Origin of the sequence: Arthrobacter sp. QXT-31 (assembly GCF_001969265.1) — a bacterium.
Lineage (GTDB): Bacteria > Actinomycetota > Actinomycetes > Actinomycetales > Micrococcaceae > Arthrobacter.
In genome coordinates this window covers 3,573,006-3,585,689 of record NZ_CP019304.1, presented here as the reverse complement: position 1 = coordinate 3,585,689, position 12,684 = coordinate 3,573,006, and the positions used below count along the sequence as shown (strand labels likewise).

The following is a 12,684-nucleotide window of genomic DNA, read 5'->3' as shown; positions in this document are numbered from 1 at the left end:
GGGTCAGACCGCGGTGCGCTCGGCGACGCGGCGCCATTCGTCGTCGAGGGCGGAAAGGAACTGTTTGCCGTTCTTGCCGTACACAAAGGACTGGACGTAGTTGTACAGCGGTACCGACGGCGGGAAGTAGGTGGTTGCCCCCTGGTAGTACCGTCCCTCCCGTACAGAGGCGGCGAGGCCGGTGATCTGGGGGTTGTCGACGGCGGGTGCCCCCTTGAGCGGCGAGAACGCCGCGTTCTTCCCGTTGTAGGCGTTCACGACCGAGGGGTCCAGCAGGTAGCTGACGAACCGGCGCGCGGCGGCCATGTTCGGGGTGTTGCGGGTGATGGAGAGGGCCATGTCCACATTGACCCGGGCCTTGGTGTCCGCGGGGTTGTTGGTGACCGGCAGCGGGAAGCTGCCGAGCCGGACGTTCTTGTTCGCGGCCACGAGCTGGGACAGCGCCCAGGGGCCCTGCAGGTACATGGCCGCCTCGCCCTTGGCGAACGCCGCATTGCCGTCCGCGTAGTTCTTGCTCGTGGCGCCCTTCTGCGAGAAGGCGGCCAGCTCAAGCATCTTGGGAAGGGCCGGGCCGAAGTTGCTGGTGAACGATTCCTTGGCGTCTGCGCGGATGTCGGCGCCCTTGGCGGTGAGCCTGGCGAAGAAGTCCGCGATGTCCAGGGAGCCGCCGGCGACGTAGTCGAACATGCCCTGGCCGAGGGTCCAGTTGTCCTTGAAGGTGCCGTAAATGGGCGTGATGCCGGCAGCCCTGAACTTTCCACAGGCCGCGACGAACTCGTCCCACGTGGCGGGAACCTGGACGCCGTGGGCCTCGAAAATATCGCGGTTGTAGATGACCCCGGCGGCGGCCAGGGAGAACGGCAAGGCGCTGGTTTCGTGCCCGTTGTACTGTCCCCATGAGCTGACCAGATCCTGGATCTTGGGGTCGATCGTGGCTGCCGCCGGCAGGTCGGAGAGGTCGGCAAAGACGCCCTTGCGGACGAAGTCGGCGGTGGCCTGGGCGAAGCCGCGGGTCACGACGTCGGGCGGGTCGTTGCGGACCAGGCCGGGAACGAAGTTGCCCTCATTGAAGTCCTGGATGACGCGGATGTCCGGGTTGAGCGCCTCGAAGTCCTTGATCACCTGGTTGAAGTAGGCCACCACCTCGGGCTTGTTCTGCATGAAGCGCAGGGTGGTGACGCCGTTCTGGCTGGATGCAGCGGGAACAGAACCGCAGCCGGCCAGAGGCAGGACGGCCGCTGCGCCGGCAAGACCCGCGGCCTTAAACAGCGCGCGGCGGGTGAGCGGAGTTTCGCGGCCGGCGCGGGAACGGGGTGGAATCCGGTTCACAGCGCTGGAGCCAGGGCGGAAAGCAGGCGGGTGGCTGGCCGTTGAGAGGCACGGCGACGGCAGTACAAGGGGCTGTTCACAGTTGCTCCTTTGCAAAAGGCTGAGGAAAAAGCTGGAAGGAAGATCCCGTGGCCGGCGGCCGTCCGGCCCACGGGGAGAATTTATATGGAATCTAAATTTAGTTCCTCAAGTATTATGTGGGGCAGAGCACAAGGAGGTCAACACCATGTCCGAGATGACGGCGGCAACGCCCCAGCTGCTGCGCCGAGTGAGTGCCGGAGCGGTCCTGGATTTCATGCGCGCTTCGGGCGCGGTGACGGTTACCGACGTCATCCAGGCCACGGGACTGACCCGGGCCACGGCGATCTCCGTGTGCGAGGACCTCATGCAGCGCGGGTGGATCACCGAACTGGAAAACCAGCGCGCCTTTGGCGGCTACCAGAAGGGACGTCCGGCCCGCCGCTTCGAACTCAATGAGCGGGCAGGCTACGTCCTGGGCATGGACGTCGGTTTCTCCAAGGCGACCGTGGTGGTGTCGGACCTTCGCGGCAAGGCGCTTGGCCGGGCCAGCCAGCCCTTTGAGATTGAGGACATCTCCCCCGCGGAACGCGTGGCGGTCATTGACAAGGCCGCCCTGATGGCGCTGGACAGCGTGGGAGCCTCCACCGACTCGGTGCTGGCCGTGTGCGCCGGCATCGCCGCACCGGTGGACCGGAAGGGCAACGTGCTGGCATCACAGCACTTCTGGGGGCTGTTCGACGTCGGCCTCAGGTCCGCGCTGGACGACCTGCACGGATGGACCGTGCTGCTGGAGAACGACGCCAACCTCGCCGCACTTGGGGACCGGTGGCGGGGCGCGGGCGCGGGTGTGGACGACGTCGTCGTCATCCTGGCGAGCGAGCGCTTCGGTTCCGGCGTCATCGAAGGCGGCCGCCTGCTGCACGGCAGTGGCGGCGGCGCGGGGGAACTTGCGTACCTGGACCTGCTGGAAGGCGTCGGCGACACCTACGGCATCGCGACCCTGGCGCGAATCTGGGCCGCGGAGGTGCTGGAAGGCCCCGCCAAGACGTCCCTCCGTGCACATGCGGCCACGGGGGCGGAGGCGGAGCACGTCTTTGCCGCGGCCGCGGCCGGCGACGCCGAGGCGCTGAAGATCCTGGACCGGCTGGCGGACAGGATGGCCCGGGTCATCGGTTCGGTGGCCACCATGGTCAACCCCGAACTCGTGGTGATCGGCGGTGCCGTCGCCAACTCCGCGGGAGTCCTGCTCGTGCCCATTGCCGCCCGGCTGCCGGAGTTCACAGCCACCCCGCCGCGCGTGGCGGTCTCGCCGCTGGGCGACTCAATCGTGACCGTGGGCGCAGTCCGCCGGGCCCTGGACTACGTGGAGAAGAACTCCCTCGACCTGGAGCTCAACGTCCCGGCGTAACTGTCCACGAACTGCGCGAACGTACACTTGTGGCCCCAAAAACACCCTGATTTAGGGCCACAAGTGTACGTTCGCGCTTGGCTCGGCCGGCGCTTACTGCAGGGCTTCGAGCGCGGCTGCAACGGGCTGGGCGCCGTCGCGGAACTCGATGGTCCGGCCGGCGGTCCCAGGCCAGTCCAGCACTGCCGCAGCCACGATCGCCACGTTGGCTCGGGACGTGTGGGTGCCGGCGCTGGTGTCGGCAGGGTTGACGTCGATGAGCCCGTTTCCCGGCCCCTCGGTTAGCGACCCCGGCCCCAGGATGGTCCAGGCGAGCCCCGTGCCACGGAGGTACTCGTCAGCGGCGGCCTTGGCCTCGGCATAGGGCCGGAAGCTGTGCCCCTCGGGAATCCCGTGGTCCGGCCCGGCGCCGAAGTAGGACACCATCACATACCGCCCGACGCCGGCCTCCACGGCAGCGTCCATGGAACGGATGGCGGCATCCCGGTCCACCGCGTACGTGCGGGCCGGGTTCCCTCCCCCGGCACCGGCTGACCAGACCACGGCGTCGTGGTTCCGGAGCGCGGCGGCGATGTCCGCCGTCGTCGACTTTTCAACGTCCAGGACCGACGGCGATGCGCCGGTGGCGGCGACGTCCTCCGCGTGGTCAGGGTTGCGGATGAAGGACGTGACGCTGTGGCCCTGTTCCGTCAGGAGGGCGGACAGTTGCAGGGCCACCTTGCCGTGGCCGCCGATGATTGCGATGCGGGTCATGTCCCCATTGTGTCCCAGGCGGGTTCTCCGGTCCGGTTCAACCCGCCCAGGATCAACCCGCCCAGGATCAACCCGCCCGGTTGGCGTAGCGGAGGAAGACCGTGCCGTTGCTGAAGCGCCGTTCCTCCAGCAGCTCGAGCCCCAGGCGGATGTCGGCCGGGAGGAAGCGCTTGCCGCCGCCCACGGCCACGGGTGTGACGAACATCTGGAACTCGTCCACCAGACCGGCACGGATGGCTTCCGCGGCAATCTCGGGGCCGCCGATTGCCAGGTCCCGGCCAGCCTGCTCCTTGAGCCTAGCGACGGCGTCAGCGCTGAACTCCCGCTCGATCCGTGTCCGGGCAGTGGACACGTCCTGCAATGTCCGGGAGTAGACCACCTTGTCCGCCGCCTGCCACTGCTCCGCAAAGTCCCGGATGTACGCCGGCACCTCGCCGAAGGACTCCGGGTGCTCCCAGACCGCCAGCACCTCGTACATCCGGCGTCCGAACAGATAGGTTCCGACCGTTCGCTGCAGCCCGTTGATGAAGGAATGCACCTCGGCGTCCGGCTCGGCCCAGTCGAAGTTGCCCTCCCGGTCCGCCATGTACCCGTCAACAGAGATGAGGCCCGAATAGATCAGTCTGGCCATGCCGGCTCCAGTTCTCCGCCTGTGGTGTGCAGTTCGACCCTAGGTTCCCGCCGCGCGGACCGCAACGGTTCCGGGTCATTCCCAGCGTTCGCACAGGATTGGATCAAGACCTGATCAAGGATCCGGTTCTCCCCTGTTTCGGCTGCCATGCTGGTTGACGCATCAAGCAATCCGTACTGTTCAGGAATCATCATTGGGGGAATCATGCCGCTAGGCACGTTCAATCACGCACGCCCTTCTCGGGCCGCCAACCCGCTCAAACAGGCCCGACGACGGGTGGTTGCCATCACTGCGTCCGTCACGTCCGGCCCTTGGTTCAGGTCGCTGTCCACTGCCGCCGTGACCGCCGGCCTCCTGCTCACCGGGCTAGCCGTCCCCGCGGAGGCTGCCTCGTACTATTCCGCGCCGCTGCGCACCGCCGCCCGTGCCCTCACGGTGAGCGCGGAGAACAACGCCGGCTATGACCGCACGCGCTATTTCGGCAGCTGGCTGGACACCAACCGTGACTGCCAGAACACCCGGGCGGAGGTCCTGCTCCAGGAGGCAAAGGCAGCAGCGACGTACACCACCTCGCGGCGCTGCACCGTGCGCACATCCCGCTGGATCACCCGGTGGGACAACCGCACGCACTATCTGGCGTCGGCCGTGGAGATCGACCACACCGTTCCCGTCCACGAGGCATGGGGATCCGGCGCCCGTTACTGGTCGCAGGCGCGCCGGGTGGCGTTCTACAACGACCTCGGCGACACCCGCTCCCTCAACGCGCAGACGGCGTCGCTGAACTCAGCCAAGCAGGCCAAGGGGCCGGAGGCGTGGATGCCGCCGGCGAACAGGTGCGAGTACATCGGCAACTGGATCGCGGTGAAGATCCGCTGGGGCCTGCGGGTGGACAGCGCCGAGAAGGCAGCCCTGATCCGCTACGCCGACTCCTGCGCGAACGTGCGCATCAGCGTCACCAGGGTCTAGGCCTGCGCGGGCCTGGGTCTGAGCCAGCACGCAGCTGGGGCGCTTTGGTGCGGGACTCGCCGGCCGCCGTCGTTATGACGACGACGGCGGGCCCAAAGTGCCCCACGACGGCTTGGGGGTCCCGGGCCCACAAACAAAAGCAGGCCAGGGGCGGAACGCCTCTGACCTGCAGTTTCTGTAGCGGTGGGGAGGCTCGATCTCCCGACCTCACGATTATGAGTCGTGCGCTCTAACCAACTGAGCTACACCGCCACGAATGAGAAAAACCTGTGTCAAGCCGGTCAAGACCGCCTTGACACAGGCCCTCATTCCGAGCCCCCCACCGGAATCGATCCGGTGACCTCGTTCTTACCAAGAACGCGCTCTACCACTGAGCTAGGGGGGCAACGAGTAAATACTCTACCGGAAGATCTGGCACTCAACAAATCGACGGCGGAACGGGGTCCTTTGGGCGGAAAAAGCCTGGAAATCCGGGCCAAAAGCGGCCTGCAAGGCGGCCCGGGGCGGCTTTCGAAGGGACCTTTGGGCATGGATGTGACGAAGGATACACAGCCGCGCGGGAGGGCAGGCTTGGCGCAAGGGACAGCAGCCTTAAATAGAAACAGGCCGGCTGTTCAGCCGGCCTGTTTCTATTTGGATGCGAAAGTCACCGCAACGTCATTCATCGGGATGAGTGGTTACCACTTGCCCTTGCGGTTGAAGTCGCGGTGGCCGCCCTCGCTGCCGTGGCGCGGCTTGCGTGCGCCGTCACCGTGGCCGCCGTAGCGGGAGTCGCTGGACTGGCCCCGGTCGCCCCCGAAGCCGCGCTCGGAACGTTCGCTGTACGCACGGCCGCCACGGTCAGCCGAGGAACGCTCGCCGTCGTTCTTGCGGAACTCCTTCTTGAAGCCGCCGCCGCCCTTGAAGTTGCCGCCACGGCCGCCCTGGTAGCCACCACGGTCGCCACGGTCACCCGAGGGACGACGTCCGGAATCCAGCTCAAGGTGGATCAGCTCGCCGCCGATCCGCGTGCGGGACAGGGCGCGCAGCTGCTCCTGGCTCAGGTCAGCAGGCAGCTCCACCAGCGAGTGGTCCGAGCGGATGTCAATCCCGCCGATCTGGGACGAGGAGATGCCACCCTCGTTGGCGATGGCGCCCACGATGGAACCGGGCATGACACGCTGGCGGCGTCCTACGGCGATCCGGTAGGTGGCGTTTCCCTCGGTCAGCTGGCGGGTCGGGCCTCGGGAACCGAAGCCGTCCTTTGACCGTTCGCGCTTCTGGTACTCGGGAGCTGCCGGCAGTTCCTTGACCAGGAGCGGCTGGCCGCCCTGCGCCATGACCGCCAGTGCCGCGGCGATTTCTGCCGCCGGCACCTTGTGCTCTTCCTCGTAGGAGGCGATGAGATCGCGGAACATTGAAACGTCCTCGGACTCCAGGGTCTCGGTGATACGCTCGGCGAACTTGCCCAGGCGCAGCGAGTTTACGGTCTCAGCGGTGGGCAGGTGCATCTGCTCCACCGTCTGGCGGGTTGCCTTCTCGATGGCGCGCAGCAGGTACTTCTCCCGCGGTGTCATGAACAGGATGGCATCGCCGGCGCGGCCTGCCCGGCCGGTGCGGCCAATCCGGTGCACGTAGGACTCGGTGTCGTGGGGGATGTCGTAGTTGACCACGTGGCTGATGCGCTCGACGTCGAGGCCGCGGGCGGCGACGTCGGTGGCCACCAGGATGTCGATCCGGCCTTCCTTCAGCGCGTCAACCGTGCGTTCACGCTGCTGCTGCGGGATGTCGCCGTTGATGGCGGCAGCCTGGAAACCGCGCGACTTCAGCTTGTCGGCGAGGTCCTCGGTGGCCATCTTGGTGCGCACGAAGGCGATGACGCCGTCGAACTCTTCAACCTCGAGGATGCGGGTCATGGCATCGAGCTTGTGCGGGCCCATGACCTGCAGGTAGCGCTGGCGGATGTTGGTGCCCGTGGACGTCTTGGACTTCACCGAGATTTCGGCGGGGTCGTTGAGGTACTGCTTGGACATCCGGCGGATCTGGCTCGGCATGGTGGCCGAGAACAGCGCCACCTGGCGGTCCTCCGGCGTCTGTTGGAAGATCTGCTCAACGTCCTCGGCGAAGCCCATGCGCAGCATTTCGTCGGCCTCGTCCAGGACCAGGTACTGCAGCTCGGAGAGGTCGAGCGAGCCCTTGGCGATGTGATCGATGACGCGGCCCGGGGTGCCGACAACAACCTGGGCGCCGCGGCGCAGGCCCGCCAGCTGGGGGCCGTAGGCGGAGCCGCCGTAGACGGGCAGCACCGTGAAGTCGTCGATGTGCTTGGCGTAGGAGGTGAACGCCTCGGCAACCTGGAGCGCCAGCTCGCGGGTCGGGGCGAGGACCAGGGCCTGCGTCTTGCGGGACGGGCCGTTCAGGTCGTGGAGTTCGGCCAGCTTGGACAGTGCCGGTACTGCGAATGCTGCAGTCTTACCGGTACCGGTCTGGGCCAGGCCAACAACGTCGCGGCCTTCCAGCAGCAGCGGAATCGTGGCTGCCTGGATGGGAGAGGGCTTTTCGTAGCCGACGTCCTGGAGGGCGGCGAGGACCCGGCCGTCGAGGCCAAGGTCGGCGAAGCGGACGCCTTCTTCTTCCGCCTCAGCGGGGGCCTGGGCGGCAGCCGCGGTTTCGGGAGCTTCGGTTACTTCCGCGGCTTCGGTAGTGGCGTCGTCGTGATTTTCGGGCATAGGAAACTTTCCTCATCCATAGGGGGCCAGGCGGCACAACCCGGAATGAGCGGAGCCGCAGTACATGTGCCGTGGGCGCCGGGCATCCATTGACCGGCCGGTCACGTCGAAGTCCGGCGCTTTCGCAATCCCATGGCAGGACTTCGCACTGCATCTCTTGGCTGCTATCCCAGCAGTCTGTACAGCGTTTTCTTCAGCCGGCTCTCCCTATGAAACTGCCCGCGTCACATTTGCGGGCCCCAACACTTGCCAGTCCTGCCTCAAAAATTGGGCAGGAATAAGGGATTTCCGGAGTGGGGGATGCTTCAAGTGTAGGGCATGGCGCCGCATGCGGACGAACCGGGGGTCCGGCAGGGGCGGTGAGCTTGGGCACACACGGCATTTCTGCACCGGTTTCCACCTCTGCCGGATCCTTCGGCCGGTTCCCGCGGCCGCACCGATTCAGGGGCACGTCGGGTGGGGGCTGCCGAAAGCGGTGCAGCAATGCGGCAGGACGGCGGGACTAGCGGCCCACCCGGCGGAGCATCTTCTCGAAGCGGTCGTGGTATTCGGGCTGCAGGCGGATTTCGCCGTCGGCCTCGGCGTCCCGCAGGGCCTCGATGGCATCCATGTCGGGCTCGCTGAACCACTGGCCAATGGTCACGCCGTGCTTCGGCACGAACAGGCGGTGGATGTGGTCCCCGGCCTGCACCGAACCGGTCTTGATGACGCGCAGATAGGTGCCCACCCGGCCGGCCTCCGTGAAGCGCTTGACCCACTGGGTCTCGTCCATGCGCCGCTGGAAGGTGGCGCACGGAACACGCGGCGAGGTGACCTCGACTTCAACGTCCAGCCCGATCCGCCAGCGTTCACCGATGACGGCACCGGTGGTTTCGATCCCTGCCACCCGGAGATTCTCGCCGAAGATCCCCGGCGGCAGCTCGCGCTCCAGCTCTCCGACCCAGTAGTCGGCGTCGGCCTGGGAGTAGGCGTACAGGGCCTGGTCCACTCCCCCGTGGTGGATGCGGCTGGCCTGGACGTCACCGTGCAACCCGAGCTTGTGCACCTTCACCGGCCCGTCCACGGGGCGCTTGTCGATGGCGGTAACGCCCACGCTTCCTTCATCCGGCAGGAGCTGGTGGACCCGGCAAACGGCAAGAACAGTGGCGGTATGCATGCGACAAGTCTAGGTTCTCGGCCTGACCAGCGGGTTTGCCGGTTTCAGGTGACCGCTGCAGGAGGACGCTTATTCACCGCAGGACCCTCCAGCCACTAGGCTGGCTGGAGTATTTCCGGCTGGATGGCCAGCCGGTCCGGCCGGCCGCAGCAACGCGTTCCGGCCGCCACCAGCACCGTTAAACAGCAACGCCAAACAGCATGGAGCAGCAAGGGGAACCATGGACCCGGAAAAGGACCCGAGCAAGGACGCTGACGGGGGCCGAAACGACGGCAGCTCCGGCCCGGACAACCCGTCCGGCGGGGACAACCCGTGGGGCGGGCCTGCCAAGCCGCCGCCATGGCAGGTGCCCAAGCCTGAGCTCCGCCCCGAACTGCTGACCCCCGGCATGCCGGGACAGCAAGGACCGGGACAGCCAGCCGGGGGCAACCAGGGCCCAGAACAGCAGAACCGGCCCGGTTTACCCCAGCCCGGCCCCGTCTTCGATCCCTTCGCCCGTGACCGCGAGCGCGAGGCGGCAGCCAGGAAGAAGCGGTCGCAGCGCCGCACGGTGGTGGTGGGCCTCGGCGTCACGGCGCTCCTGGCCGGCACCATCACGGCCATCGTGGCAAGCAATGAGCAGGATCCCGACTACGCCCAGGTCTGCTTCAACGAGGAAACCGGCGAGCGCGTCGAGGACACGCAGTGCAACAGCTCGGCCGGGCGCGGCGGCGCCCTCTACGCCTGGTACTTCTACGCCCGGGGTGCCAGCGTTCCGGGCATCGGCCAGAACCGGACCGCCTACCCGAACTTCACCCGGACGGTGCCGCAGGGCGCCAAGACGTCCACGGGCTACAGCACCAAGGGCGGCACTGTCAGCAGGGGCGGCTTCGGCAGCAGCTCCAAGGGCGGAAGCACGGGAGGCTAGGCGTGAAGCGGCTACTCTCGGAACCCAGGCCGGACTGGAAGCAGAAAATTGAGGAACAGGGCCTGGTGTTCTCCACCACCACGCTGCCCGGCGGCAAGACCATTGAGTACTGGAACGAGGCCGCCTACTACGAATTCACCATGGACGAGGTGGAAGCGCTGGAGGTCACGGCCGAGGACATGCACAGGATGTGCATCGAGGCCGCCAAGTTCCTGGCCACCGGCGCCATGGGCCCCATCGGCATCGGACCGCAGGCGCTCGAACTCGCTGCCGAGTCGCTGCAGGCCGGGGACATGGATATCTACGGCCGCTTCGACTTCATCTATGACGGCCAGGGCGGCGCCGCCAAGATGCTCGAGTACAACGCGGACACGCCCACAGGCCTCATCGAGGCGGCCGTGGCCCAGTGGTTCTGGCTGCAGGACGTCTTCCCGGAGAAGGACCAGTGGAACGGGATCCACGAGGCACTGATCCGGCAGTGGAAGAAGCTGCAGTACCGCACCGGGATGAGCACCCTGCACGTGGCCCACTCCGAGGCGGAGGAATCGGGCGAGGACTGGATGACGGCGGCCTACATGCGGGACGTCGCCGGCCAGGCGGGGTGGACCACCATCGGCATCAACATGTCCGACATCGGCTGGGACCCGAACCTGAACCGCTTCGTGGACCTGGACAACTTCATGATCAGCACCATCTTCAAGCTCTATCCGTGGGAGCTGATGATGAAGGAGCCGTTCGGCCACCGCCTGCTGCAGCGGGCGCACAATCCCCGCTGGGTGGAGCCGGCGTGGAAGATGCTGCTGTCCAACAAGGCGCTCCTGGCGGCACTGTGGCACCTCTACCCCGACCATCCGAACCTGCTGCCCGCCTACCTCGGCGATCCGGGTCCGCTGCGGGAGTGGGTGGCCAAGCCGCTCCACGGCCGGGAGGGCGACAACATCCGGATCCACGCAGAGGGCATCCGCCTGGAGAAGCCCGGCGGTTACGGCCGCGAGGGCTGGTGCTACCAGCAGTACCACTCCCTCCCCGACTTCGACGGCAACCACCCGGTGCTGGGTCTGTGGGTGGTGGACGGCGAGTCGGTGGGCTGCGGCATCCGCGAGTCCGACGGTCCGGTCACCGACTATTTCTGCCGCTTCGTCCCGAACACCATTGACGCGCCGGCGCCCCTGAGTGTCCAGGCGGCCCAGGCCACCGCAAACAAGGCAGGTATTGCGCTATGAAAACAGGAACCAAATGAGAACCAGAACGACGACGGCGGCCGGCGGCGCCGGGGGCCAGCAGGGCGGTGCCGTTCCCGGCAAGGGTCTGAGGGCCGGGATCCTGGACCTTGGCGACTCCGTGATGCTGGGCCTGGCCTCCACCGCCCCGGTGTACTCGCTGGCCGCGACGCTGGGACTGATCGTGGCCGTCAACGGGAACTACACCCCGCTGATCCTGGTCCTGGGCTTCATTCCCGTCCTGTTCATCGCCTACGCCTTCCGGGAGCTCAACAGCGCCATGCCGGACTGCGGCACCACCTTCATCTGGGCCCGCCGCTCTTTCGGCCCCTGGGCCGGATGGCTGGGCGGCTGGGGGGTGGCCCTGGCCGGCGTCGTGGTTCTGGCCAACCTGGCGCAGGTGGCGGGCCAGTACCTCTGGCTCCTCATCGGCGACGGGTCTCTGGCGGGGAACAAGGCCGTGGTGACGGCCACCGGCGTCGTATTCATCGCCTTCATGACCCTCGTGAACTACCGCGGGATCCGGCTGGGTGAGCACGTCCAGCGGACCCTGACCTACATCCAGTACATCTCGCTGGGCATCTTCGCCGTGGCGATCATCGTCCGGATCGCCGGCCTGACCGGAGAGGCTCCGGCCGGCCAGACGTTCGACGTCGAGTGGTTCAACCCGGCCGGGGCGTTCGCCGATCCCGGCGCGGTGGTCCACGGCATCCTGCTGGCCCTGTTCATCTATTGGGGCTGGGACACCTGCCTGGCGGTGAACGAGGAAACCGAAAACCCGGCCACCACCCCGGGCCGCGGGGCGGTCATCTCGGCGTTCGTGCTGGTGGCCATCTATGTCTCGGTGGCGCTGCTGGTGATGATGTACGCCTCGGTGGGAACAGAGGGAATCGGACTGGCCAACGCCGAGAACCAGGACGACGTGTTCCTGGCGATGAAGGACGTGGTGCTGGGTCCGTGGGGCTGGCTGATTGTGGTGGCGGTGCTGGCCTCGGTGCTGTCCTCCACCCAGACCACCATCCTGCCCACCGCCCGCGGCACCCTGTCCATGGGTGTGCACGGAGCCCTGCCGCCAAAGTTCGGCGAGGTCCACGAGCGCAATCAGACCCCCGGCTTCTCCACGCAGGTAATGGGCGCCGCCGCGGTCGTGTACTACGTGGCCATGAGCTTCCTCAGCGAGAACCTGCTCTCCGATTCCATCAGCTCCATCAGCCTGTTCATCGCGTTCTACTATGCCCTCACCGGCTTCGCCTGCGCCTGGTATTTCCGGGACACCCTGCGGACGTCCGGCCGCAACCTGTGGTTCCGGGGCATCCTCCCCCTGCTGGGGGCGCTGCTGCTGACCGCGGCGTTCTTCGTCTCGGCGGCGCAGATGTGGGATCCGGCATATGGGGACACGGAGATCTTCGGCGTCGGCGGGGCCTTTGTCAGCGGCGTGGTGCTGCTGGCCCTCGGCGTGGTGCTCGCCGCGGTCTGCCGGTTCCTGCCGTCGACCCGCGGGTACTTCCTGGGCGGGAGGCAGGTTCCGGCGGGTCGGTAGGCCCGGCATCTGACCCAGGACGGCATCCCGGGCCACGTAGGATGC

The 12,684-nt window shown here is 67.0% G+C and carries 10 protein-coding genes and 2 tRNA genes; 5 read left to right on the top strand and 7 right to left on the bottom strand.

The features are described 5' to 3' along the window. Positions 1–3 precede the first annotated feature (3 nt). Positions 4–1,329, bottom strand: coding sequence for an ABC transporter substrate-binding protein (locus BWQ92_RS16220; protein ID WP_076801121.1), 1,326 nt, complete (start codon positions 1,327–1,329; stop codon positions 4–6). 226 nt (positions 1,330–1,555) lie between these two features. Here BWQ92_RS16220 and BWQ92_RS16215 point away from each other — a divergent pair, with 226 nt between their 5' ends. Then, positions 1,556–2,758, top strand: a complete 1,203-nt coding sequence (locus BWQ92_RS16215) for an ROK family protein (RefSeq protein WP_076801119.1) — start codon at positions 1,556–1,558, stop codon at positions 2,756–2,758. Between the two features lie 93 nt (positions 2,759–2,851). On the opposite strand, the gene BWQ92_RS16210 is transcribed toward BWQ92_RS16215, so the two are convergent. Together BWQ92_RS16210 and BWQ92_RS16205 are read right to left on the bottom strand one after the other, a co-directional pair. Further along, positions 2,852–3,511 carry an SDR family oxidoreductase gene (locus tag BWQ92_RS16210; protein ID WP_076801117.1) on the bottom strand — a complete coding sequence of 220 codons (660 nt, stop codon included), beginning with the start codon at positions 3,509–3,511 and terminating at the stop codon, positions 2,852–2,854. A gap of 67 nt (positions 3,512–3,578) precedes the next feature. Continuing rightward, positions 3,579–4,142, bottom strand: coding sequence for a dihydrofolate reductase family protein (locus tag BWQ92_RS16205; RefSeq protein WP_076801115.1), 564 nt, complete (start codon positions 4,140–4,142; stop codon positions 3,579–3,581). A 339-nt stretch (positions 4,143–4,481) separates the two neighbouring features. Here BWQ92_RS16205 and BWQ92_RS16200 point away from each other — a divergent pair, with 339 nt between their 5' ends. Then, on the top strand, positions 4,482–5,108 hold the full coding sequence (locus BWQ92_RS16200) for an HNH endonuclease family protein (RefSeq protein WP_236782982.1): 627 nt from the start codon (positions 4,482–4,484) through the stop codon (positions 5,106–5,108). Positions 5,109–5,286: 178 nt separating this feature from the next. Here the strand turns inward: BWQ92_RS16200 and BWQ92_RS16195 are convergent. The 4 genes from BWQ92_RS16195 to BWQ92_RS16180 all read right to left on the bottom strand — a co-directional run bounded on the left by BWQ92_RS16195 (position 5,287) and on the right by BWQ92_RS16180 (position 8,972). Further along, positions 5,287–5,360 (bottom strand) — tRNA-Met (locus BWQ92_RS16195). Between the two features lie 61 nt (positions 5,361–5,421). Then, positions 5,422–5,493, bottom strand: a tRNA-Thr gene (locus BWQ92_RS16190). 292 nt (positions 5,494–5,785) lie between these two features. Then, the gene (locus BWQ92_RS16185; RefSeq protein ID WP_076801113.1) at positions 5,786–7,816 is read right to left on the bottom strand and encodes a DEAD/DEAH box helicase; all 2,031 of its coding nucleotides are present in this window, start codon (positions 7,814–7,816) and stop codon (positions 5,786–5,788) included. Positions 7,817–8,318: 502 nt separating this feature from the next. Continuing rightward, entirely contained in the window at positions 8,319–8,972 is a 654-nt protein-coding gene (locus BWQ92_RS16180) for an MOSC domain-containing protein (protein ID WP_076801111.1), read from the bottom strand. A gap of 220 nt (positions 8,973–9,192) precedes the next feature. Here BWQ92_RS16180 and BWQ92_RS16175 point away from each other — a divergent pair, with 220 nt between their 5' ends. The 3 genes from BWQ92_RS16175 to BWQ92_RS16165 are packed head-to-tail and all read left to right on the top strand — an operon-like array spanning position 9,193 to position 12,639. After that, positions 9,193–9,879 carry a Tat pathway signal protein gene (locus tag BWQ92_RS16175; protein ID WP_076801109.1) on the top strand — a complete coding sequence of 229 codons (687 nt, stop codon included), beginning with the start codon at positions 9,193–9,195 and terminating at the stop codon, positions 9,877–9,879. 2 nt (positions 9,880–9,881) lie between these two features. Beyond that, positions 9,882–11,102, top strand: coding sequence for a glutathionylspermidine synthase family protein (locus tag BWQ92_RS16170; RefSeq protein WP_076801107.1), 1,221 nt, complete (start codon positions 9,882–9,884; stop codon positions 11,100–11,102). 13 nt (positions 11,103–11,115) lie between these two features. Beyond that, a complete protein-coding gene (locus BWQ92_RS16165; protein ID WP_076801105.1) occupies positions 11,116–12,639 on the top strand; it encodes an APC family permease in 1,524 nt (507 codons plus the stop codon). Positions 12,640–12,684: the final 45 nt, after the last annotated feature.

Coding starts and splice junctions, on each gene's coding strand:
- BWQ92_RS16185 (WP_076801113.1), bottom strand. CDS start 7,816: ATGCCCGAAAATCACGACGACGCCACTACCGAAGCCGCGGAAGTAACC.
- BWQ92_RS16210 (WP_076801117.1), bottom strand. CDS start 3,511: ATGACCCGCATCGCAATCATCGGCGGCCACGGCAAGGTGGCCCTGCAA.
- BWQ92_RS16205 (WP_076801115.1), bottom strand. CDS start 4,142: ATGGCCAGACTGATCTATTCGGGCCTCATCTCTGTTGACGGGTACATG.
- BWQ92_RS16180 (WP_076801111.1), bottom strand. CDS start 8,972: ATGCATACCGCCACTGTTCTTGCCGTTTGCCGGGTCCACCAGCTCCTG.
- BWQ92_RS16175 (WP_076801109.1), top strand. CDS start 9,193: ATGGACCCGGAAAAGGACCCGAGCAAGGACGCTGACGGGGGCCGAAAC.
- BWQ92_RS16165 (WP_076801105.1), top strand. CDS start 11,116: ATGAGAACCAGAACGACGACGGCGGCCGGCGGCGCCGGGGGCCAGCAG.
- BWQ92_RS16215 (WP_076801119.1), top strand. CDS start 1,556: ATGTCCGAGATGACGGCGGCAACGCCCCAGCTGCTGCGCCGAGTGAGT.